Origin of the sequence: Pseudomonas sp. IzPS59 (assembly GCF_014863505.1) — a bacterium.
Lineage (GTDB): Bacteria > Pseudomonadota > Gammaproteobacteria > Pseudomonadales > Pseudomonadaceae > Aquipseudomonas > Aquipseudomonas kribbensis.
Genome location: NZ_CP062251.1, coordinates 4,530,153 through 4,554,305, shown reverse-complemented (window position 1 = coordinate 4,554,305; position 24,153 = coordinate 4,530,153). Strand labels below are relative to the sequence as shown.

14 protein-coding genes are annotated in these 24,153 nt (G+C 59.7%); 10 read left to right on the top strand and 4 right to left on the bottom strand.

The window, feature by feature from the left end:
- Positions 1-109 precede the first annotated feature (109 nt).
- On the top strand, positions 110-4,945 hold the full coding sequence (locus tag IF189_RS20325) for an NEL-type E3 ubiquitin ligase domain-containing protein (protein ID WP_192552170.1): 4,836 nt from the start codon (positions 110-112) through the stop codon (positions 4,943-4,945).
- Positions 4,946-4,959: 14 nt separating this feature from the next.
- On the opposite strand, the gene mnmC is transcribed toward IF189_RS20325, so the two are convergent.
- Positions 4,960-6,939: a bifunctional tRNA (5-methylaminomethyl-2-thiouridine)(34)-methyltransferase MnmD/FAD-dependent 5-carboxymethylaminomethyl-2-thiouridine(34) oxidoreductase MnmC gene (gene mnmC / locus IF189_RS20320; RefSeq protein ID WP_192552169.1), complete on the bottom strand. Its 1,980-nt coding sequence runs from the start codon at positions 6,937-6,939 to the stop codon at positions 4,960-4,962.
- Positions 6,940-7,112: 173 nt separating this feature from the next.
- Between mnmC and pap the strand changes: the two genes are divergently transcribed.
- Positions 7,113-8,627 carry a polyphosphate:AMP phosphotransferase gene (pap, locus tag IF189_RS20315; RefSeq protein ID WP_085710838.1) on the top strand — a complete coding sequence of 505 codons (1,515 nt, stop codon included), beginning with the start codon at positions 7,113-7,115 and terminating at the stop codon, positions 8,625-8,627.
- A gap of 101 nt (positions 8,628-8,728) precedes the next feature.
- Positions 8,729-9,913 (top strand): thiolase family protein, encoded by a 1,185-nt coding sequence (locus tag IF189_RS20310; protein ID WP_119429702.1) that lies wholly within the window; start codon positions 8,729-8,731, stop codon positions 9,911-9,913.
- Here the strand turns inward: IF189_RS20310 and IF189_RS20305 are convergent.
- The gene (locus tag IF189_RS20305) at positions 9,910-10,110 is read right to left on the bottom strand and encodes a DUF6316 family protein (RefSeq protein WP_192552168.1); all 201 of its coding nucleotides are present in this window, start codon (positions 10,108-10,110) and stop codon (positions 9,910-9,912) included. The genes IF189_RS20310 and IF189_RS20305 overlap by 4 nt on opposite strands.
- Positions 10,111-10,320: 210 nt before the next feature.
- On the opposite strand from IF189_RS20305, the gene IF189_RS20300 reads away from it, so the two are divergent.
- A complete protein-coding gene (locus IF189_RS20300; protein WP_134827717.1) occupies positions 10,321-11,280 on the top strand; it encodes a DMT family transporter in 960 nt (319 codons plus the stop codon).
- Between the two features lie 37 nt (positions 11,281-11,317).
- Here the strand turns inward: IF189_RS20300 and IF189_RS20295 are convergent, their stop codons facing one another.
- Positions 11,318-12,712, bottom strand: coding sequence for a class II fumarate hydratase (locus IF189_RS20295; protein WP_085710834.1), 1,395 nt, complete (start codon positions 12,710-12,712; stop codon positions 11,318-11,320).
- 193 nt (positions 12,713-12,905) lie between these two features.
- On the opposite strand from IF189_RS20295, the gene IF189_RS20290 reads away from it, so the two are divergent.
- The 5 genes from IF189_RS20290 (at position 12,906) to IF189_RS20270 (ending at position 17,243) form a co-directional block, all read left to right on the top strand.
- Positions 12,906-13,424: a DUF2059 domain-containing protein gene (locus IF189_RS20290; RefSeq protein ID WP_085710833.1), complete on the top strand. Its 519-nt coding sequence runs from the start codon at positions 12,906-12,908 to the stop codon at positions 13,422-13,424.
- 12 nt (positions 13,425-13,436) lie between these two features.
- A complete protein-coding gene (locus tag IF189_RS20285; protein ID WP_065257175.1) occupies positions 13,437-13,736 on the top strand; it encodes a BolA family protein in 300 nt (99 codons plus the stop codon).
- A 117-nt stretch (positions 13,737-13,853) separates the two neighbouring features.
- Complete coding sequence (locus tag IF189_RS20280; protein WP_085710831.1) at positions 13,854-14,795, top strand: rhodanese-related sulfurtransferase; 942 nt, start codon at positions 13,854-13,856, stop codon at positions 14,793-14,795.
- Between the two features lie 2 nt (positions 14,796-14,797).
- On the top strand, positions 14,798-15,433 hold the full coding sequence (locus IF189_RS20275) for a DsbA family protein (protein ID WP_085710830.1): 636 nt from the start codon (positions 14,798-14,800) through the stop codon (positions 15,431-15,433).
- Positions 15,426-17,243 (top strand): ABC transporter ATP-binding protein, encoded by a 1,818-nt coding sequence (locus tag IF189_RS20270; RefSeq protein ID WP_192552167.1) that lies wholly within the window; start codon positions 15,426-15,428, stop codon positions 17,241-17,243. Before IF189_RS20275 ends, IF189_RS20270 begins: the two co-directional genes overlap by 8 nt.
- Before the next feature lies 1 nt (position 17,244).
- Here IF189_RS20270 and IF189_RS20265 read toward each other — a convergent pair whose 3' ends face one another.
- The gene (locus IF189_RS20265) at positions 17,245-21,396 is read right to left on the bottom strand and encodes a hypothetical protein (protein WP_192552166.1); all 4,152 of its coding nucleotides are present in this window, start codon (positions 21,394-21,396) and stop codon (positions 17,245-17,247) included.
- A gap of 218 nt (positions 21,397-21,614) precedes the next feature.
- Between IF189_RS20265 and IF189_RS20260 the strand changes: the two genes are divergently transcribed.
- Complete coding sequence (locus tag IF189_RS20260; RefSeq protein WP_134827713.1) at positions 21,615-24,077, top strand: EAL domain-containing protein; 2,463 nt, start codon at positions 21,615-21,617, stop codon at positions 24,075-24,077.
- The last annotated feature ends 76 nt before the right edge of the window (positions 24,078-24,153 follow it).

The window sequence follows — 24,153 nt, the reverse complement described above, 5'->3', positions numbered from 1 at the left end:
ACGGATTGCTGCTGGTTTGCTGGCTTTAACGGACAGTTTTCCGTGTTTTTTATTCATCCTCGGGATCGATAAGGTGAAGGGACTCAACAGCAATAAAGGAATATTGCCCATGCCCACGACACCGGAGTCGTCCACATCGATCACCCTCACGGATAAACAGAAACTGAGCTTTCTGCTGGAGGCCACAGGCGATCTGGACACCGCCCAGACCTTGCAGAAAACCCTGCCCCCCGCACTGCTCAGAGCCAGCGCCGACACGTTGGCGGCACTGGACAAGACCGCGCGTGACTTGCACGTGACCCAGACGCAAGTCGAAACAGACCTGAGCCGGCTGCAATCGCTCAAGCACTTTTGCATCGAACAGTTGAACTGCGCTCTGACTGCGCGTTGGTCGGCTGTATTCGATGTCGAGAAGGACCATCTGGAGTTGCCGGGAAGCTATTGCGGTTGCGAGGCAGTGACGCCGCCCGGAGGTGGAGAAAAGGTCATTCCGCCCGCTACGCCGACGCTGCTGGAAGCCGCGATGCAGAATTTCACGGAAGACGAGGCGCAAGCCGATTATTTTCCCGCAGGCACCGCAGTGCGCATTGCCAGCCAGCCTGATGGCGTTCCCGGTCTGACACCGACGGCGTTCGCCGCACTTTGTCGGGAACTGGATCTGGGCCGGCTCTATCAGGAGCATTTCCAGCAGGTGTTCGGTGTCAGGGAGGTCAATGGCAGTCGGGTCGCCACCGGGCCGATGGTTCGCAATATCTCGGTGATGAAAAAGCAGATGTTGCAACTGGACTTGCACATGGCGCTGATGAAGGAGCACGTTTCCCCGGAAGGCTTTCAGGCGGTTCAACGTTTGATCGATGCCGCAGGCGTCGCCAGTGTCCCCTCTCTGCAGTATCAGGGCAGGCCGCTGATCATGCAGGGGATTGAATTGCTCGAGAGCTGCATCTGGGGCGTCGTGGTGTTCTCCGAACGCTCGGTGGAGCTGGATCCGGATCAGTGGTGTCTGGTGTACATGCCTGGAGAACCCGATCAGCCACTGTCCGAGTACGCCAGCTTTACGGTCTTCATTGCTTTTCTGGAATTCAAACTGGGGGTGGGCAGTTATAAGAGTTACTTCACCCACTGCATCGGCGAAGTCGACAAGGTCGATTTTTTCAGGACATTCGCCGATACCGGCAGTCTGGGGCAGGTCAAACAGCTGGAGATGACCGATCCGCTGTTCGACTTCATGCTCAAGAGCCATGTCGGCAAGTTACAACTCGATGCCCGTGCGCTCGCCGTACCGACTGCCGATGTCGATGAGGAAGCGCGCAAGAAGCGATTGATTCAATACCTGGAAATCGGCTTGACGATCGCCAACGTGGCGGGGTTCGTCGTTCCGGTATTGGGGCAATTGATGATGGGCGTCGCTATCGGACAGATGCTCGCCGAGGTGTACGAAGGGATTGAAGACTGGAGTCGTGGCGACCGTCAGGAAGCGTTTTCGCATCTGCTCAGTGTTGCCGAGAACATTGTGCTGATGGCAGCAGTGGGGGCCGGGATCAAAGGGGTGAAATCCCTGGTGATCAAGACGGTACGCCAACACCCGGATTTTTTTCAGCCCTTCACCACGATACTCGATCGTCAGGGCCACGCCCGGTTATGGAAAGCGGACCTGCGCGGATATGCACGACCATTGACCACCACCGCTGTGCCTGATGTGCAGGGATTTTACCGGGTCGACGGCAAGGTTTTCGTCCGTCTCGATCAACACTTCTATGAAGTGGCACTGGAGTCGGCCAGCAACACCCTGCGTATCCAGCATCCTGTTCGTCCTGGTGCCTACGCGCCTGTACTTGAACACAACAAACATGGAGGCTGGCGCCAAGCATTCGAATACGCCGAAAGCTGGAGCGGTGGCTACCTGCTAAAACGCATCGATCCAGGTCTGACGGCTTTCGACGACAGTCGTCTTGAGATGATTCGACAACTGACGGACACCCATTTCGGCGAGCTGCAGCGTCTGTTCGAGAACAACTTGCCACTGCCCGTCCGTTTGCGCGACGCGCTCGAGCAATTAAGGCTTGAGCGCCAATTGCGTGATTTCATTACAGCAATGGAGGCAGGCGAAGCGTTCGATGCCCGTTACACCGAGGAGCAGATGCATGCGTTGCCTCGTCTCGCAAACTGGCCCAATGATCGCTACATCAAGGTCGTTGACGAGCATGGCCGTATCACCGCGACCTTTCCTCCCGATGCAATTGATGATGACACCGTGAGCGTCATTGTGACCCACGCACAACTGGAGAAGGGCGAACTGTTGCAGACGGTCATCAACGGCTTGTACCCCCAGGAAGTGGAGACGCTGGTCGGTGCGAATGTCGCCCCGACCGATGCTGGCACACAGTTGGCCAAAGTGATCGGGGCCGCGGTCAAGGCTGATCGCAGGTCGACCTTCGATCACCTCTACCGGCGATACGATCGAGCTGTCGCCGGCGAGTTGCTCAAGATTCGCAACGCTTATCCCGACCTGCCGGTGCGGTATGCGCGTGAGTTGCTCAAGCGAACGCCAAGTGTTGAACGGATGCACCTGCGCAGTACCGGGCGGGTACCCATGGGGCTGGCAGAACGTGTACGCGCGGCTTCGAGTGACGTGCGTGTGGATCGGGCGTTGACCGGGTTTTACCTGGCTGACATCGCAAGTGCCGATACCACGAAGCTGGCGATCCGGTTGTTACCCCGGCTCAGCGGATGGGATCCCGAGTTTCATCTGCAAGTGCGGGCGAAAAAGCTGAACGGCGACTTGCTGGAAACACTGGGCGAGAAACCGCTCGTGACGTCGAGTTCATCCACGCTGGTCAGGCTTGACAATGGTTACGAAGTGTTCGGCAGTGACAGGAAATCGCTTGGTCATGTGGCGTCCGGTCCGGAAAGTCTCTATCACGCGATCCTCAAAAGTCTTTCGTTGCGCCAGCGCAAGGCCATCGGGTTTGCGGAGCCGAAGGCGGACGATGGCTGGCGTCTGCGACTCAAGCTTCTGGACTGTGCGCTGGATGAACGTGACGGCTGTGCCCGGATCCTGGCAGGTGAGCCGCTGCAACCGACAATCCCCGAGCCTGTGTGTACGCTTGCCGATTCTCCCGTCGAGTCAGTCACGCATTCGCGTCGATTGTTACGCAAAGTCAAATGGATCTTTCCATCTTTTTCGGACGTACAGGCCAGGGAGTTTCTTGATCAGTCGGGCAATGACCATCTGACCAGAGCTATCCGGGTCCGACAGCTGCAAGAGGATCTGAGCCGGCTCCGGGATGTGCTGGACATCTGGAGCGAGGACGAAGTGGCCATGAGTGCCTTGGGGGGCTTGCTGCATGACGTTCATGATTGCCGGCAAATCGTGGCCGACGAGATCGAGGACTGCTTCAGACGGCGGGTTTTTCAGAGCGATGAGTTCGGGCACCGGGTATACGGTTTGAACCTTGACGGCATGCGATTCGGCAAGCTGCCGATCCTGCCGGTAGGACTGACCTTCGACCATGTCAGGTATCTGTCTCTGCAAAACATGCAACTGGACAACGATGTGGCCTACTTTCTGAAAGCTTTCAAGCAGGTCGAGACCCTCGCACTGGACAGCAATCAGCTTACCTTGCTGCCTGAGATCATTTCGCATATGCCGAATCTCAAACACTTGAGCATGGGAAACAACCGGATCCAGCTGACAGAGCATTCGCTGGTGAAGTTGTCCAGATTACGCACACTGCGAAGTCTGGATCTGAGCGGGAACCGTCTGGGAGCGACAGTAGATGTTGGCAAGCTGTTCGACCTGAACCACCTTTTCCTGCGCAACACCCGTGCCACCGAGCTACCGAAGGGATTGCAGTATCTGCTCAATCTGAAACGGGTGGATCTGCGTGACAACGATATTCGAGATCTGCCCGACTGGCTCTTTGGAACGCCCAGGCACTTCAGTGAAACGATCAATCTGCGTAACAACCCGATATCCGATGTCAGCAAACTCCACCTTGACTCGTACCGCAAGACCGTGGGTATTGGCATGGGCTATCTGGAAAACGACATCGCTCGACTCGACGAGAACCTGGCGCGTTCGATCTGGTTGACTGAAACAGGGGGGAGTGTGGGTTCACGGCGCCTGCACACGTGGACCGCAATCAAGGATGACCCCATGGCCGAAGGTCTGTTTCAGCTATTGGCTGAGCTGGGCAATACTGCCGAGTCCGCACACGTGCGTGAAGACATGATGCGTCGGGTCTGGACGGTTCTGGAGGCAACGCAGGCCGATGCCGAACTGCGGCGACAGATTTTCGATCTGGCGGCCAACCCGATCACCTGCACGGACAATGCGGCGCTGAACTTCAGTCATCTGGAAGTCGCCGTGCAGGTTCATCGTGTGACTCGCGTTTCCGCGGGCCGACAACCTTCTGCGATATCACTGATCAAACTTGCAAGAGGGCTGTTTCGTCTCGACGAACTGGACAGGATTGCAACGGAGCATGCAGAGGCGCACGCGTCACCGGATCCCCTGGAGGTGGCTCTGGCCTATCGCTCCGGGCTGGCGGAGGCTCTCGAACTGCCAGGGCAACCCTCGCACATGCTTTACGCGTCAATTGCAGAGGTGACAGGGGCGGATCTTTTAGAGGCCATCGATAAAATCCAGACCGCCGAGCTGTCTCCGGACTGGTTGAAGTTTCTGGTTCGTCAGCCATTCTGGAGCGAGTACGTGAAAAGCAGATTCGCGCAGCAGTTCGACGATGCCCGTGCACCTCACGACGAGGAGGCCTTGGCGTTATTCGAAAAGGCTGAAGAGCTCAGCTCTGCCGACTACCTGAGCGAAATGAACCGATGTGCAACCCGGCTGGAGCAAACCGAAGGTGCCTTGCTCGAGCGATTGACCGAGCAGGTGATGAAGCTGGTTGAGGGCAACACCTGCCTGTTGCCCGAGGGAGGATCCTGATCGGTGCTCGCAGGTCATTTACCCCGAATCAGCCGACGCAGGGCAAACCGGTTGGGATGACACGCTTCGGCCACGCTGCGGGGCAGGGGCAGCGGTTCGTTGTCCAGCCAGGCTGCCAGCAATTCGCCCGACAATGGTGTGGTGATCAAACCGCGTGAACCATGGCCGCTGTTGACGTACAGGCCGTCCAGCCACGGGCAGGCGATGTCCGGCACTTGCCGGGCATCCTTGCCCAGGACTGCGTAGGTTTGATCGAAGGCTTCGCGGTCGGCGAGCGGGCCGACGATCGGCAGGTAATCAGGACTGGTGCAGCGGAATGCGGCACGTCCTTCAAGGTGTTCGGGATCCTGATCCTTGATGTGCAGGCGCAAGACCAGATCCTCGGAGATTTCTTCGAGCATCGCCAGATTGCCCAAATGTTCGGCGGTGGTCGGGGTCAGGTCGTCGTTGTTGAAGTCGAAGCTGGCACCCAGGGTGTGTTCACCCAGGCGGGCAGGGGCAACATAACCCTCGGCGCAGACCACCGTTGCCAGTGCCTGGCTGTCTTCGGTCTGTGCCAGACGGGTGATCTGTCCGCGAATGCGTTTGAGCGGCAGTTCGGCGCTCTGTGCAAACCGTTTGATCTCGGCGGCGCCGGCCAGCACCACGACGGGCGCTGTTGCGATCAATTGTCCGCCGTCGAAAACTTGCCACTGACCGTCGATCTTGCGCAGCTCGACAGCGTCCTGATGAGTCAGCAGCGTGATGCCCGGTTGCGCAGCTTGCGCCTGACACAACGCGGGCGGATGCACCCAGCCACCCTCGGGATAATACAAACCGCCGTGGGCCAGACCGATCCCGGCACGGGCCTGCGCCTCGGGTTGATCGAGCCACTGCAGAAGATCTTCGGGAAACGCTGCCGCCAGCTGCGTCTGACGCTCGCGTTCCTTGTCATTGAACGCCAGTTGCAGCACGCCGCAGTCATCCCAGTCGGTGCCGCGCTGCAGGGCTTCCAGCAGGCGCCGGGTGTAGCCGAAGCCGCTGACGATCAACTGCGACAGTGCGGTGCCGTGGGCGGACAGTTTCAGGTACAGCACGCCTTGCGGATTGCCCGAGGCTTCCTGCGCCACCGCCGCATGCCGTTCCAGCAGATTGACCTGCCAACCCCGCGCCGCGAGGCTGGCGGCCGTGGCGCAACCGGCCAGGCCGGCGCCGATCACCAAGGCTCGGCGATCTCCAGTGACAGGCGCCGGGCGGGCGAACCACGGTTTGTCCGCGGCGGGTAACGGCACATCCTCCGGCCAGCCGAGAAACTCGCCACGCAGGATTTCCCATTTGTGACCGATACCCGGCGTGCGCTTCATCTTGAATCCGGCGGCGTTGAGCAGACGTCGCACCCAACCGGTGCTGGTAAAAGTGCTGATGGTCGAACCGGGCGCCGCCAGCCGCGCCAGCTCGGCGAACAGTTCGGCGGTCCACATCTCGGGGTTTTTCGCCGGGGCGAAACCGTCGAGAAACCACGCGTCGATCTGGCCGTCCAGTTGCGGCAACTGCTCCAGCGCATCGCCGATCAACAGCGTCAGGGTCACGCGACCGTTATCCAGAACAATGCGCTGGAAGCCCTGATGGATTGCCACGTAATGCTTGAGCAGTTGATCGGACAGCGGCTTGAGATCCGGCCACAACGCCAGCGCCCGTTGCAGGTCCGCAGGGCTCAGCGGGTACTTTTCCACGCTGACGAAATGCAGCCGCGCACCGGCCACCGCATGCTGTTCGAACAACTGCCAGGCGCAGAGAAAATTCAGCCCGGTGCCGAAGCCGGTTTCACCGATCACCAGTCGCCCGCCCGCCGGCAGCGCGGCGAAGCGTTCAGCCAGTCGATTCTGCTCAAGGAACACGTAGCGGGTTTCATCCAGCCCCGACTGGTCGGAAAAATACACATCGTCGAACACTCGCGAACGCGGGCGTCCCTGGTCATCCCAGTCGAGTTGGGCGTGGGGCATTACAGGTTTCATGGCAGGCTCGGCAACGGCAAGGCGGCCATTCTAGCCGATCACGCGGGCGGCGCTTGATCCATGGCAAGCCTTGCTACGGATGACTCAAGGACAATCCGCCGCCGGCGGGAATTTCTGTGCCGTGTCTGTGCCCAATCCGCTAGTCTTGCTGAATCCTGGAAGGAGCCGTCCCTATGTTCGAATCCGCTGAAATCGGTCACGCCATCGACAAAGAAACCTACGACGCCGCCGTCCCCGCGCTGCGTGAAGCACTGCTGGAAGTCCAGTTCGAGTTGCAGCAGCAAAAGCGTTTTCCGGTGATCATTTTGATCAACGGCATCGAAGGCGCCGGCAAGGGCGAGACGGTCAAGCTGCTGAACGAGTGGATGGACCCGCGCCTGATCGAAGTGCGTACCTTCGACCAGCAGACCGATGAAGAACTGGCGCGACCACCGGCCTGGCGTTACTGGCGGATGCTGCCGGCCAAGGGGCGGATGGGGATTTTCTTCGGCAACTGGTACAGCCAGATGCTGCAGGGCCGGGTGCACGGTTTGTTCAAGGACCCGCGACTGGACCAGGCCATCGCCGGTGCCGAACGGCTGGAGAAAATGCTGTGCGATGAAGGCGCATTGATCTTCAAGTTCTGGTTCCACCTGTCCAAGAAACAGATGAAGGCGCGGCTCAAGGCCCTCGCCGATGACCCGCTGCACAGCTGGCGGATCAGCCCGCTGGACTGGCAGCAATCGGAGACCTACGACAAGTTCGTCAAATATGGCGAGCGGGTGTTGCGCCGCACCAGCCGCGACTACGCACCCTGGCATGTCATCGAAGGGGTGGATGCGCATTACCGCAGCCTGACCGTGGGCAAGATCCTGCTCGAAGGCCTGCAAAATGCGCTGAAGCGTCCGGACGTGCATTCGAACGCTGTCAGTGCCCAGCCGCTGGGCACGTCGGTGGATCAGTTGAACCTGCTCGACAGCCTCAACCTGAACCAGAACCTGGACAAGAAGGATTACGAAGAGCAACTGATCACCGAACAGGCGCGACTGTCCGGGCTGATGCGTGACAAGCGCATGCGCCGTCATGCGCTGGTGGCGGTGTTCGAAGGCAACGATGCGGCGGGCAAGGGCGGAGCGATTCGCCGGGTTGCGGCGGCGCTCGATCCGCGTCAGTACAACATCGTGCCGATTGCCGCGCCGACCGAAGAGGAACGGGCGCAGCCGTACCTGTGGCGCTTCTGGCGGCACATTCCGGCCCGGGGCAAGTTCACCGTGTTCGACCGCTCGTGGTACGGCCGGGTGCTGGTAGAGCGGATCGAGGGCTTTTGCAGCACCGCGGACTGGATGCGTGCCTACGGTGAAATCAACGACTTCGAAGAGCAACTCGCCGACGCCGGCGTGATCGTGGTCAAGTTCTGGCTGGCCATCGACAAGGACACGCAAATGGAGCGTTTCCAGGCCCGCGAGGAAATCCCGTTCAAGCGCTTCAAAATCACCGAGGACGACTGGCGCAACCGCGACAAGTGGGACGCTTACCGTGCGGCGGTGGGGGACATGGTCGACCGCACCAGCACCGAAATCTCGCCGTGGACACTGGTCGAGGCCAATGACAAACGCTGGGCCCGGGTCAAGGTGCTGCGCACGATCAATCGCGCGCTGGAAGAAGCCTTCGAGAAATCCGACAAGAAGGAAAAGAAGCACAAGGACTGACCGATGGGCACGCATACGCGAGGTGAATGATTGTCGCGGTCGGCGATGGGGTGGACTTATGCTCGGTCCACTCTCAACCGACTACAACAATGAGGTATGCCATGCGTGAAGTGGTGATCGTCGACAGCGTGCGGACCGGCCTGGCCAAGTCCTTTCGCGGCAAGTTCAACCAGACCCGCCCCGATGACATGGCGGCCCATTGCGTGAACGCGTTGCTGTCGCGCAACGACGTCGATCCGGCCAGCGTCGAGGACTGCATCGTCGGCGCCGGCTCCAACGAAGGCGCCCAAGGCTACAACATCGGCCGTAACGTGGCGGTGCTCTCGCAACTGGGCACCGGCACGGCGGGCATGACCCTCAACCGTTTCTGCTCTTCGGGGCTGCAGGCGATTGCGATTGCCGCCAACCAGATCGCTTCGGGTTGCAGCGACATCATCGTCGCCGGCGGTGTCGAGTCGATCAGCCTGACCCTGAAAAGCGTCAACACCGATCACCTGATCAACCCGTTGCTCAAGCAGCAGACCCCGGGCATCTACTACACCATGGGCCAGACCGCCGAGGTGGTAGCGCGTCGTTATGGCGTCAGTCGCGAGGCGCAGGATCGTTACTCGCTGCAAAGTCAGATCCGCACCGCTCAGGCGCAGGCAGCCGGTCTGTTCAATGACGAAATCGTACCGATGTCGGTGAAATACCGGGTCGAGGACAAGAACAGCGGAGAAGTGCAGATCCTCGACGGCATCGTCGATCGTGATGACTGCAATCGCCCGGATACCACCTATGAAAGCCTTGCCGGATTGAAACCGGTGTTCGCCGAGGATGGTTCGGTAACGGCAGGCAACTCGTCGCAGCTGTCCGATGGCGCCTCGATGACGCTGGTGATGAGCCTGGAAAAAGCCCTGCAACTGGGGCTCAAGCCAAAGGCGTTTTTCCGCGGTTTCACAGTCGCCGGTTGCGAGCCGGACGAAATGGGCATCGGCCCGGTGTTCTCGGTACCGAAGCTGCTCAAGGCCAAAGGTTTGCAGGTCGCGGATATCGACCTGTGGGAATTGAACGAAGCGTTCGCCTCGCAGTGCCTGTACGCCCGTGATCGTCTGGAAATCGACAACGAAAAGTACAACGTCAACGGTGGCTCGATTTCCATCGGTCATCCGTTCGGCATGACCGGATCGCGGCAGGTCGGGCATCTGGTGCGCGAGTTGCAGCGACGCAATCTGCGCTACGGCATCGTGACCATGTGCGTGGGCGGCGGGATGGGCGCGACCGGGTTGTTTGAAGCGGTGCGCTAAGTCTGGCTGTCGGAATCCAGCAATTGCATCCGCGCGATGTACGCGCGGATTTCCTGCTCGACTTTCTCGGGGCTGTCGAACGGCCCTTCGAGGGTGTTCTCCCGGGTGCTGAAAAACAGTTCGCCATTGACCCGGCACACCCGGTCGCTGCGAAAGTGCGTGGCGGGGACGGTGTCCTGGGCGCGCATTCCGAACATGATCGATCTCCTTGAGCGCTGCGCTGGATGGGATCCAAAGAGCTTATGCCTGAACCACTTGCAGCGCTTCGCCAGCCGATCAACGGCAGCACGTCAATTTAATGCTGCGACCTGCACAGTTTCATTTGCGGCTTGAGCGCAACTGTCCCTGTGTCGCGCTTGCCGCTGCGCCTAGAATGAGCGCTCCTGTCATTGGCTTTCGGGGTTCTCATGCACGTTTCATCGGGTCGCTGGGTGTACGGCATGTTCCTGGCCTTGTTGACCGCGTTCTTGTGGGGAATCCTGCCGATCAAGCTCAAACAGGTGCTGCAGGTGATGGACCCGATCACGGTGACCTGGTTTCGCCTGACGGTGTCCGGCGGCTGCCTGTTCATTTATCTGGCGGCCACAAAGCGTTTGCCGAGTCGCAAGGTGCTCGGGCCAAAGGGCGGCTGGCTGGTGCTGATGGCGGTGCTCGGTCTGGTGGGCAACTACGTGCTGTACCTGATGGGCCTGAACCTGCTCAGCCCCGGCACTGCGCAACTGGTGGTGCAGATGGGGCCGATCATGTTGCTGATCGCCAGTCTGTTCGTGTTCAAGGAACGCTTCAGTATTGGTCAGGGCATGGGGTTGGCGGTGTTGCTGATTGGCTTCGCGCTGTTTTTCAATCAGCGTCTGGCGGAGTTGCTCACGTCTTTATCCGATTACACCGCTGGCGTGTTGCTGGTGCTGCTGGCCTCGACCGTCTGGACCTTTTATGCGCTGGGCCAGAAGCAATTGCTGACGGTGTGGAATTCGCTGCAGGTGATGATGGTGATCTATCTGTTCTGCGCTTTGCTGCTGACGCCGTGGGTTCATCCGCTCGAGGCGCTGGAGTTGAGCCCGTTGCAGGGCTGGCTGTTGCTGGCTTGCTGCATGAATACCCTGATCGCCTATGGCGCATTTGCCGAGGCGTTGGCGCACTGGGAGGCCTCGCGGGTCAGTGCGACGTTGGCGATTACACCGCTGGTGACCTTCGGTGCCGTGGCGATTGCCGCATGGACCTGGCCGGAATACGTGCATGCCGAGCAGATCAACGGTCTGGGTTATGGCGGGGCGGTGCTGGTGGTGCTGGGTTCGGCGCTGGTGGCACTGGGGCCTTCGCTGATTGCCGGGCTCAAGGCCCGGCGGGCGAAACTGTTGGTCGGATGATCCTTCCCGCGCCGGGCACGGAAAGGATCGGGAGGTCTCAGCCTTTGGCCCCGGCCTCGATCATGTTCTCCGGCCGCACCCAGGCATCGAACTCTTCATCGGTCAGATAGCCCAGCTCCAGCGCTGCCTCGCGCAGGGTCTTGCCTTCGCTGTAGGCCTTCTTGGCGATTTCCGCCGATTTGTCGTAGCCGATGTGCGGGTTCAGCGCCGTCACCAGCATCAGGCCGCGTTCCAGGTGTTTCGCCATGACTTCGGCATCCGGTTCCAGTCCGGCAATGCAGTGCTGCTGGAAGTTGCTGCAGCCATCGGCCAGCAGACGGATCGATTGCAGCAGGTTGTGGATGATTACCGGTTTGAACACGTTCAGTTGCAGGTGACCCTGGCTGGCGGCGAAACCGATCGCCACGTCGTTGCCCAGCACCTGGCAGGCCAGCATCGACAGCGCCTCGCACTGGGTCGGGTTGACCTTGCCGGGCATGATCGAACTGCCCGGCTCGTTGGCCGGCAATTTCACTTCAGCAAAACCTGCGCGGGGGCCGGAGCCCAGAAGGCGCAGGTCGTTGGCGATTTTCATCAGCGCCACGGCGAGGGTTTTCAGGGCACCGGAGAGGGTGGTCAGTGGCTCATGGCCGGCGAGGGCGGCGAACTTGTTCGGGGCAGTGACGAACGGCAGACCTGAAAGCGCAGCCAGCTCGGCAGCAATCGCTTCACCGAAACCGTGGGGCGAGTTGAGCCCGGTGCCGACGGCGGTGCCGCCCTGAGCCAGTTCGCACACCGCAGGCAATGCGGCGCGGATCGCCCGTTCGGCGTAATCCAGCTGCGCTATGAAACCGGAGAGTTCCTGGCCGAAGGTGATCGGCGTGGCATCCATCATATGGGTGCGACCGGTCTTCACCAGCTTCATGTGCCGCGCTGACAGCTCGGCCAGGCCACCCGACAGCTCGGCGATGGCCGGCAGCAGTTGGGTCTGCACCGCTTGCGCGGTGGCGATGCTCATGGCGGTGGGGAAGCAGTCGTTGGAGCTCTGCGAGCGGTTGACGTGATCGTTCGGGTGTACAGGCGTCTTGCCGCCGCGCGGATTGCCGGCCAGTTCGTTGGCGCGACCGGCAATTACTTCGTTGGCGTTCATGTTGCTCTGGGTGCCGCTGCCGGTCTGCCAGACCACCAGCGGGAACTGGTCGTCATGCTGGCCGTCGAGCACTTCGTCGGCGGCCTGTTCGATCAGGCGGGCGATGTCGGCAGGCAGATCGCCGTTGCGGTCGTTGACCCGGGCCGCGGCTTTCTTGATCAGGGCCAGGGCGTGCAGGACCGGCAATGGCATGCGTTCCTGGCCGATGGCGAAGTTGATCAGCGAGCGTTGCGTCTGAGCGCCCCAGTAAGCGTCGTCCGGGACTTCGATCTGGCCCAGGCTGTCGGTTTCGATACGGCTCATCGTGCACACTCCTGTTGGTCTGTTTGCGCAGTTTAGGCCGGTGTCGGCCCGGGTGGTTCCCTCCAGTCGATTGTTGACCGGCAAATCCCCGCCAATCAAGCGCGGCAAGGCCCGGGGGTTGAGCCGCAGCGTTATTCAGGCGCAGAATGGTCGCCCTTGGGGTTTTACCTCGCCTAGCTGAAAAGGAAACTCGATGACTCGTCTTCGTGCCATCTGCACCGCGGTTGCCCTGGTTTGCGCCAGCGGCCAGGTGCTTGCCGATACCGCCAGCCACAACGCCAGTGCCGAAGCTTTCCTGACCCTGGCGCACGCTGACAAGCTGGGCACTCCGGTGTACATGCAAGTGCAGCAGATGTTCGCCCAGCGTTTTGAACAGACCAAGGCTCCGGAATCCAAGAAAGCCGTACTGGATACCTACCAGGCCAAGGCCAACGCCGCCCTGGACCAGGCCATCGGCTGGAACAAGCTGAAACCGGACATGGTCAAGCTCTACACCAGCAACTTCAGCGAACAGGAGCTCAAAGACCTGGTCGCGTTCTACCAGTCGCCACTGGGCAAGAAAGTCCTGGAAAAAATGCCGCAGCTGACCCAGCAATCGGCCCAGATGACCCAGGCCAAACTGGAACCTGCCGTTCCTGTGGTCAACAAGCTGCTGGACGACATGACCAACGAGCTGGCACCGAAAGGCGCGGCTCCGGCCAAGAAGAAGTAAGCGGAGTTCGTGATGACCATGCAACAACGCATCGAATCGACGCTGGCGCTGCTTCAGCCTGAGCATCTGCAAGTGCTGGACGAAAGCCACATGCACAGTCGCGGGTTGCAGACCCACTTCAAGGCAGTGGTGGTCAGTGCGCAGTTCGAAGGCCTGAACCGGGTCAAGCGCCACCAGAAAGTCTACGGCACGCTCGGCGAGCTGATGGGCGAGTTCCATGCGTTGGCGCTGCACACCTACACCCCGCAGGAATGGGCAGAAGTGGGCGCCGCTCCGGCGTCGCCGACCTGTGCCGGCGGCAGCAAGCATTGAGCCTTGCAGCAATGAACTGAGGTTTTTTGCTAGAATCCGCAACGCGCCGCTCACCCGGCGCGTTTTTTTTCGCATCCGGTTCACCCTTTACGAGGGTAGCCACCTGGAGAAATACCCATGACACAACCGATTGTCGTGGCGGCACTGTACAAGTTCGTCACCCTCGAAGATTACGTCAACCTGCGCGAGCCCCTGCTGCAAGCGATGGTCGACAACGGCATCAAAGGCACTCTGCTGATTGCCGAAGAAGGCATCAACGGCACGGTTTCCGGCAGCCGTGAAGGCATCGACGGCCTGCTGGCCTGGCTGCGCAACGATCCGCGCATGGTCGATATCGACCACAAGGAATCGTACTGCGACGAGCAGCCGTTCTATCGCACCAAGGTCAAGCTCAAGAAAGAGATCGTGACCCTGGGCGTCGAAGGCGTCGACCCGAACAAGAAGGTCGGCACCTACGTCGAGCCGCAGGACTGGAACGCGCTGATCAGCGATCCGGAAGTGCTGCTGATCGACACCCGCAACGATTACGAAGTGTCGATCGGCACCTTCGAAGGCGCCATCGATCCGAAAACCACCAGTTTTCGCGAATTCCCCGACTACATCAAAGAACACTTCGACCCGGCCGTGCACAAGAAGGTCGCGATGTTCTGCACCGGTGGCATCCGCTGCGAGAAGGCGTCGAGCTACATGCTGGGCGAAGGCTTCGAAGAGGTTTACCACCTCAAGGGCGGCATCCTGAAGTACCTCGAAGAGGTGCCGCAGGAAGAAACCAAATGGCAGGGTGACTGCTTCGTGTTCGACAACCGTGTGACCGTGCGTCATGACCTGAGCGAAGGCGACTACGATCAGTGCCATGCCTGCCGTACACCGGTCAGCGTCGAGGATCGCGCCTCCGAGCATTACGTGGCCGGCATCAGTTGCCCGCACTGCTGGAACAGCCTGAGCGAGAAGACCCGCCGCAGCGCCATCGACCGCCAGAAACAGATCGAGCTGGCAAAAGCGCGCAACATGCCGCACCCGATCGGCTACAACTATAAGCAAGCATCCTCCGAGGCTTAATCATGTCTGCACGCCTGCTCTATGTGATGGATCCGATGTGTTCGTGGTGCTGGGGATTTGCCCCGGTCGCCAAGGCATTGGTGGAGCAGGCGCAGGCTGCCGGGGTGGAACTGCACCTGGTGGTCGGCGGATTGCGCACCGGCAGTGGCGCGGCGCTGGAGCCGACGACCCGGCGCTATATCTTCGAGCACTGGCAGGCGGTCGCCGAAGCCACCGGCCAGCCGTTCAAGTTCGAAGGTGCGTTGCCCGAAGGCTTTGTCTATGACACCGAGCCCGCCTGCCGGGCCATCGTCACGGCGCGTTCTCTGGCACCGGATTGTGCATGGACGCTGCTGGGCCTGATCCAGCACGCGTTCTACGTCGAGGGCCGCGATGTCACCCGCGCCGATGTGCTGGTGGAACTGGCCGAAAAGGCCGGTGTACCGCGTATCGAATTTGCCGCGTTGTTCGATCGTGCTGACCAGCACGAGGCCACATTGGCCGATTTCAACTGGGTTCAAGATCTCGGCATCGCGGGATTTCCGACCCTGCTCGCAGAACGCAATGGCCAACTGGCGTTGCTGACCAACGGCTACCAGCCGCTCAGTGAACTGTCGCCGTTGCTCGGTCGATGGCTGGAGCGCGCGGCCTGTGTCTGACCCGGCCGATGACACGCCAGCCGTCAAGCGTGTCGACCGGCTGAGCTGGGCTGAAGTCCGGCGTCTGGCACTTCATCACAAAAAATCCCTGTGGATCGCCAACGGCGTGGCCGTACTGGCGACGCTGTGCAGCGTGCCGATTCCGTTACTCCTGCCGCTGCTGGTGGACGAAGTCCTGCTCGGCCACGGCGATGCCGCGCTGAAAGTCATGAACCATGTGCTGCCCTCGATGTGGCAGCAAGCGGCGGGCTACATCGGCCTGATGCTTGTGGTGACGCTGACCCTGCGTTGTAGCGCCCTGTGTTTTGGCGTGTTGCAGGCGCGGTTGTTTGCGCGGCTGGCCAAGGACATCGTCTATCGCATTCGAGTGCGCCTGATCGAAAGACTCAAGCGGATCTCCCTCGGTGAATACGAAAGTCTGGGCAGCGGCACGGTCACCACGCACCTGGTCACCGACCTCGACACTCTCGACAAATTTGTCGGCGAAACCCTCAGTCGTTTTCTGGTGGCGATGCTGACCCTGGTCGGCACCGCCAGCATCCTGATGTGGATGCATTGGAAACTGGCGCTGCTGATCCTGCTGTTCAACCCGTTGGTGATCTACGCCACGGTGCAGTTGGGCAAACGGGTCAAACACCTGAAGAAACTGGAGAACGACAGCACCTCGCGCTTCACTCAGGCCTTGAGCGAAACCCTCGATGCGATTCAGGAAGTGCGGGCCGGCAACCGTCAGGGCTACTTTCTCGGACGGCTGGGGCTGCGGGCCCAGGAAGTACGCAACTATGCGGTCAATTCGCAGTGGAAGACCGACGCATCCAACCGTGCCAGTGGTCTGCTGTTCCAGTTCGGCATCGACATCTTCCGCGCAGCGGCAATGCTCACGGTGCTGTTCTCCGACCTGTCCATCGGCCAGATGCTCGCGGTGTTCAGTTACCTGTGGTTCATGATCGGCCCGGTCGAACAACTGCTGAACCTGCAATACGCCTATTACGCGGCGGGCGGTGCACTGTCGCGGATCAACGAGCTGCTGGCCCGCGCCGACGAGCCGCAATACCCTGGCGGTATCGATCCGTTCAAGGGGCGTGAGACCGTCGGCATCGAGGTGCAAGGCCTGAGCTTCGGTTATGGCGATGAACTGGTGCTGGATCAGATGAACCTGTCCATCGCACCGGGCGAGAAAGTGGCGATTGTCGGCGCCAGCGGCGGCGGCAAAAGTACCCTCGTGCAATTGCTGCTGGGGCTCTACACGCCACTGGCCGGGACCATCCGTTTCGGCGGCTCGACCCAGCAGGAAATCGGCCTGGAAACGGTTCGGGAAAACGTCGCGGTGGTGCTGCAGCATCCGGCGCTGTTCAACGACACCGTGCGGGCCAACCTGACCATGGGCCGAACCCGTAACGACGAAGCGTGCTGGCAGGCACTGGAAATCGCACAGCTCGAACCCGCCATCCGCGCCTTGCCGGACGGCCTGGACAGCATCGTCGGCCGCTCCGGCGTGCGCCTGTCCGGCGGCCAGCGGCAACGGTTGGCGATTGCGCGGATGATCCTCGCCGAGCCGAAAGTGGTGATCCTCGACGAAGCCACCTCGGCCCTCGACGCCGCCACTGAATACAACCTGCACCAGGCCATGGCGCGGTTCCTCCATGGCCGCACCACGCTGATCATTGCCCACCGCTTATCAGCGGTGAAGCAGGCGGACCGGGTGCTGGTGTTCGACGGCGGGCAGGTTGCCGAGGATGGCGACCATCAACAACTGATTGCCGATGGTGGGTTGTACGCCAAGCTTTATGGGCATTTGCAGCGGATGTAGGTCATTTCCATAGAACCTCCAGCGCGTTGGCTGTGCCGTCGTAACCAAACGCCTTAACGATCACCGAGCAACTGGTGCAGGGGGGCATGGTCGTGGCCACGTCGGCCGATGCAATCATGTGGTTTTCGGGATATTTCTTGCGGAGCACGCTGATCAGTTTGGCCTCGCTGTCCAGAGAGGTAGGCCGGCGGGTCAGTGCGGGCGTGTAGGTGTCGATGTCCTTTATCGTATGGGGAATCGCCACCAATTGCCCTTCACTCGGGACTTCCAGTGAGGTTCTGTTGAAGGTCTTGCCGAAGTCGATGTTGAAGTAGGTGGTGTCGCCGACAATCACTTTATCCGGCGCGAATGGAGGCTTGAACAGCGGCAGTTCTCCGGTCAGTCCTTGCGCGCCGGAAACGCTGACATACACCTCACGCTTGCCGGTCGACGTCACAATGTCGGCGTAGGCGATGTTTCGCGGATTTTTTCCCTGGAATTTAGATGGAAGCATTGTCTGAAGTTTGTCCATTGCCTGATTGATTTTCAGATCAGCGTTTGGCCGGACATTGATTGTCTTCTCGCGAAACAGCGTATCGAAGATGTCGGCGGTTCGTTGGCGAAAGGTCTGCGATGCGTCCCGGCTGCGTGACCAGGATGCAGCACCGTCCGGAAGCCGGCTGACGATCATGCGCGTGGAGTGATCGAACAACACCGCTTCTCCGGGGCTGGTATCGACTTTAAGCAGTTTGAGCGTGTCGGGCGGGTTCTTGTGGCCACCAATGCGAAAGGCAATTTTCTCCATGGTTTCGAGGGCGCGTTCTACGGCTTGAATACCGTAGATTCTCGCCATGTTGTTGGCATTGAGCGACCCGGTGTAGACCGTCATCAGTTCACCCTTCAGATCGGCAGGCAAAGTATTGGCCTTGCGCAGCGTCAACGGCGTGGCGAGGCTCTGTCCTTTGGGCAGTTCTGCCACGTAGAAGGCTCCGGCGTCCAGTCGAGTCAACACATAGTGCTTTGAGCCGTCCATGGCGGGGACGATGGTGGCGCCGGCCTCGAAGGTATCGTACTGATTCCGGGTGCCGAAGGGGATATCTACTTTGATTCGCCCGTAAATCCCTTTTTGAAAGGCTATCGTCGCCTGGTGTCTGCTTTTCTTTTTCAAGGTTTTGAGCAGTATCGCTCGGCCAGGTGCGGCGGGGGTGTAAATGCTGTCCCCGAACCAGGGTGCCCAGCCTTTCTCTGTGTCGTAAGTCCCGTTGGTCGGCGTGGGTGCTGGATCGCGGATGACATAGCGTGTTTTGCATGCGTCCGACCCCGGCATGCGCCGCATCCTGCACGGCAGGGCTTTCAGTAGCGACTGATCATCGATCAGGTCGGCGCGGCGCAATTGATCGCCATCCAGTCGATAAGGGATGTCATCAATCAACAGCGTGGTTCGACCATCGACCTCCAGCACTTCACGAATGTGGGCACTTTCCGGGATCTCGGCGAGCACATGGGATTCAGAGGGGGGCAAGGTCTTGAAGGTGGATTGGCCGTGGATCAGGTTTCCAGGGTTGTTGCTCAGACGCGGGCCATAGGGCAAAGACGTGGCAGGATCAACAAGGTGGAATCGACCCAGGTCTGTCGGACTGGTGTTGCGTATCAGGATGTCGTCTACGCCGTTGATGCTTGCCATTTGATCGCCGTGGGTCAGTGGTTTCCAGCGTCCGGGGTCCATGGCCTGTGGCATGTTGTGAATCAGACGGTAGTTGTCGACTTGCCCGGTCAGTCGGCGGATCCCTCCGAGACCCAACCGGCCTGCGGCAAGCAACCCTTTGCCGCTGCCGAGGGCAAGTGACTTCGCCAGTGTCGGGATGCCATCCAGCGGGTTGAGGTTTTTCAGTGAGGAAGTTATCAACTTGCGCGACAGGGTCGAGAACGATGGCAGGCTGGCTTTGACCACCATGCCTGTGACGCTGGCGCCGGCCCGGGCAAGTCGCACCGTACCCGAGATGAACTTGCCCACAGGGTAGAGGAAAGACGCCAGATCGAGGAGTAATCCCAGACCGCCCATGACTTTGCTCCCGGTTCCCTCCGACGAGAGATCGTCAATGCTGCCCCAGAACGGTACAAAGCTCTTAACGATCGCCTCGAACACCGCAAGCCGTTTCTCGATTTTTGCCCGGATGGTATCGAAGGTCGTCATGCCGCGGGCCTGAATGCGCAGATGCTGTTCATCGACGTAAAGAAAATGCGTGGCGATGTGGTCTGCCAGTGCAATCAGCCGGGAGGATTCCAGGCCTGTTCCCACCGAGTCTTTAGCGGCCGAGTCCCGCGATACACGGGCCACGACATCGAGAAGTCCTATGTAGTACTGCCGAGCGGCAGGGGGGGAGCCACTGGCATGAGCATTCCAGTCGAGGAGTAGCGACGTGCTGTCCTTGCTTGAAAAGGTTTGTCCGGGGATAACCGCATGCAACGGAAACTCGGTGAACACTCCATTTATGGTCGAAAACCTCAGTCCGGTTCTCTGACGAATGAAACCGGCGCTCGGGATGACCTCGTAATAGCTGAACTGGCCTTCCAGTAACACCTTCAGTACGAAGCCTTTCCTCGCCAGAGGTTCTGTATGAATGCCCGGTCTTGTTTTTGCGCGCAAGCCCAGCACTTCAATATCACCTTGTTCCAGCGTCCGCCGGTCAGCCAGCGGCAGGGATGCCAGCAGACTGAGAATCAAGGTCTTGTAAGCGGACCTGATGGTGGTCAGGTGCTTGTCGAACGCCGATGCAAACTCCGCGTTGACATCCGGGAGCGGTTTGCCGGAAAAGTTGCGAACGATCCCGCCGGTAAACATCTGCCGATAAATGCCGTGTACTTTGCGTTCCGAGTAAAAATGCCTGTTTTCGTCTATTCGGAATGTTTCGAGGGTTCGCGTCTTGCCATCCGGTTCGGTGAAAAACCATCGTTTGCCATCATCGAACTGCCCATCGGCATAGAGATCCAGAAACCCGTACCCTTCCAGTTTCAGTGACGGCATGTCTCTGTGCCCCAGAGCGGCTGGCGGATCGTCCCGCAGGAGTTTGCGTCCGTCCGTCTCCAGTACATGGCTACCCATGGCGTCGTCTTTCATTCGCTTGGCCATCTGTAATCTGTCCGGCGGGCGCAGTTCCAGGGATTGCACGGCCTTGTTCAGGCTTTCACTCTGGCTTTCCAGCGCCGCCATGGCTCGTTCGATTTCCTCCTCGGAGTAGTCGGATGCCACTCGCGGCTGAACGATGCCCAAGCAGACTGCCCAGTCGAGTGCCGGGCCCAGTCTCAGGCGCGTAATTTTTTCAAGTTCCTCGGTTGAAGCGTTGGTGCTGCGCTCCAGAGGAAGATTGACGAGCTGTTGAAAGGAAAGCGGCTGCAATCGATCAAGGCCAAGTTCGTCAGCCAGCAGCACGCCATGCATGAAATTGACCCACACCATCGAGCTCTTGTAGCGAAGATCGGACGGAATGTCGCCCACGGTGAAATCTTTTGCCTCGCGGGTGTACAGCACATGGGCCAGCACGATTACTTCTTTGTTATCGGCTGCGCGCCGCGCTTTCAGCAGGTGCTGTTCGAAATCGCCGCGCAGGGTTTCATAGTGCTTGCCCCAATGGGCTGGATCTTCCCAACTGAAGCCGGCAAGCGCATGCGGATGTTCGACCGAAGGCGCCCGCACATAGAGGCGGATGGCTTTACACAAGAGTTGGTAGCGGATGGACGCTGGAGTCTGTTCGCCGGGGTTTGCACCGTACCACTTGAGTTGTTTCAACAGCTTCTCGGTCAGTGCCGTTGCCTGGGTCGAGTCGAGTATTTTCTGCAGCCATACCGACGGTGTCGCGCGCAGTTGCTCGACGGACGCGTTCGAAAGGATGTCGGCGCCCAGATGCTTTATCAACGTGGACTGGCCGCTCATGAAGGTCGTTACGGTGTCGACGATTCGGTTATCGGTGATTTTTGCCATGTACTTTTGCATGGGCATGGATAGCGCAAACTCAGGCGATGCGCGTTCAAGCGCCTGGTAGCTTTTCTTTTCCCGTGCGTCGGGCTCGGGAACCAGGTCTTCGATGTCGGGGCCTTGATCAAGTCCCAATGCCTGTCTGGCACGAAACTCCTGGGTGTCCGGTGTGTCGGTTGTAGCGAGAGAGGTCAATGTCATACAGCACTCCGCGATAACGATTTCCTGCCCTGAGAGGGGGGAACTGGAGTGCCAATAAAACGCCATCAGCAACTTGTATGGCGTTACTTATGTATAACCCTGAGTTTGTACTGAATCAGGGCTGATCCGTCGCTTGCCGGAACCCCGAACGCCTCCTAGTCTTTGGAGGTTGGTCTGATAGAGACGGACAATCAGGCAGTGACCACGCAAGGAACTCCATGAAGCAAAAGCGGACTCTCGGAACGCCTCGGTTGCTGGGCATCGTCTGGCCATTCATTGCCGTCGTGTTGTTTCAGGCCTTGCTGGGGGGCGTGAGTCTTTACGTCCTGTCGGCCGTTCGCGGGTATGTGGCGGGCGAGAGCCTCTGGTCCAAGGGCCAGAAAGACGCGATCTATTACCTCAATCTGTATGCCGACAGCCGTGACGAGGCGATTTATCTCAAATATCAGAACGCGATCGCCGTGCCTCAGGGCGGCCATCAGTTGCGTCTGGCCCTGGATAAGCAGCCACCCGACCTGCAAGCGGCGCGCGAAGGCATCCTCAAGGGCGGCAACCACCCGGACGATGTCTCCAGCCTGATCTGGCTGTACCTCAATTTTCGTCACTTCAGTTATCTGGAAACCGCCATCGACCGCTGGACGCTGGGCGATGCCTATCTGGTGGAACTCGATGACGTGGCGCAAGAGATGCACCGGCGGATCACGGCCAATGCCGCCACTGATGTCGATATCCGGCGCTGGAAGGACCGGATCTTTGCAATCAACGATGGAGTGACACCCGCCGCCAAGGCGTTCAGCGATGCCCTGGGCGAAGGCTCGCGGGTAATTCTGCGCTTGCTGCTGTTCACCAACCTCGCCACGGCGCTGGGCCTGATCGTCCTGGCGCTGTTGCGCACCCGCAAACTGCTCAAACAGCGGCATGCCTTTGCCGAAGCCCTGCAGCTGGAAAAGGACCGGGCCCATATCACCCTGCAATCGATTGGTGACGGGGTGATTACCACGGATGTGAGCGGTGCAATCGAATACATGAACCCGGCGGCCGAGGCCTTGACTCATTGGAAGGCCGAACAGGCTGCCGGTCTGCCGCTGGCGGCGCTGTTCAATTTGCTGGATGACAACGCCCAGACCGAAGGGCTGACCCTGATCGAACACATTCTGAGCGGGCAACTCAGCGGTGGCAGCGAGCATTCCAAGCTGATTCAGCGCCTAGATGGCAGCACGGTATCGGTGACGCTGGTGGGAGCGCCGATCCGCAATGCGGGCAAGGTCAGCGGGACGGTGCTGGTGCTGCATGACATGACCCAGGAGCGGCAATACATCGCCAACCTGTCGTGGCAGGCCACCCACGACGCGTTGACCGGCCTGGCCAACCGCCGCGAGTTTGAATATCGCCTCGAGCAAGCCTTGCACAACCTGACCCGGCAGCCCGGGCGGCATGCGCTGATGTTCCTCGATCTCGATCAGTTCAAGCTGGTAAACGACACCTGCGGGCATGCGGCGGGCGATGAGTTGCTGCGACATATCTGTGCGTTGCTGCAATCAGGCCTGCGCGAGGGCGACACCCTGGCGCGGCTGGGGGGCGACGAGTTCGGCATTTTGCTCGAGAACTGCGCACCGGAGGCGGCCGAGAAGATCGCCGAAGGGCTGCGTCAGACGGTGCAGAACCTGCATTTCGTCTGGAAGGGGCGACCGTTCCTGACCACCGTCAGCATTGGTCTGGTGCATGTCGCGCAAACCCCGACCACCCTCGAAGCCTCGCTGCGGGCGGCGGACATGGCCTGCTATATGGCCAAGGAAAAGGGCCGCAACCGGGTGCAGGTCTACCATGCCGACGACTCGGAGCTGTCCCTGCGTTTCGGCGAGATGGCCTGGGTACAGCGTCTGCACATGGCTTTGGAGGAAAACCGCTTCTGTCTCTATGCCCAGGAAATCGCCCCGTTGAGTTCGGTTGCCGGCGGTACCGGCGGGCACATCGAAATTCTGCTGCGCCTGCATGACGAGGCGGGTCGGATGATTCTGCCGGACAGCTTCATACCGGCAGCCGAGCGTTATGGCTTGATGACTTCGCTGGATCGTTGGGTTGTGCAGAATGTATTTAAGGTCATTGCTCAATGTATTAACGAAGAGTGCGAACGGCCTCTGGCAATGTGTGCGATTAATCTTTCAGGCATTACTATCGGAGATGACGCATTCTTGCACTTTCTGCGGGAACAGTTTGATAACTATTCCGTTCCTCCTGAAATGATTTGTTTTGAAATTACAGAAACCAGCGCCATTGCAAATCTTGGCAGTGCCATCCGATTTATTAATGAACTCAAAGGCTTGGGTTGTTACTTCTCACTGGATGATTTTTGCGCCGGAATGTCTTCATTCGCTTATTTGAAACATTTGCCTGTAGACTTCCTGAAGATCGACGGGAGTTTCGTAAAGGATATGCTGGACGACCCGATTAACCGCGCTATGGTCGAAGTGATCAACCACATCGGGCATGTCATGGGTAAGCAGACAATTGCGGAGTTTGTCGAAACAGCCCAGATCGAGCAGGCATTGCTTGAAATCGGCGTGGATTACGCTCAGGGTTATGTCATCGAACGCCCGCAGTTGTTTACCTGCGACAGTTTGCAAAGTCGGCCCGCCAGACCGCAGCCGCTGTTGTTCAAGGCGCCTGGCACGTTCCGTTGAAGTCTCTTGCCGATCCTTACAATCACAAATCAAAAGGAGCCGAACAGTGATCGACACATTCAACCGAACCGGACCA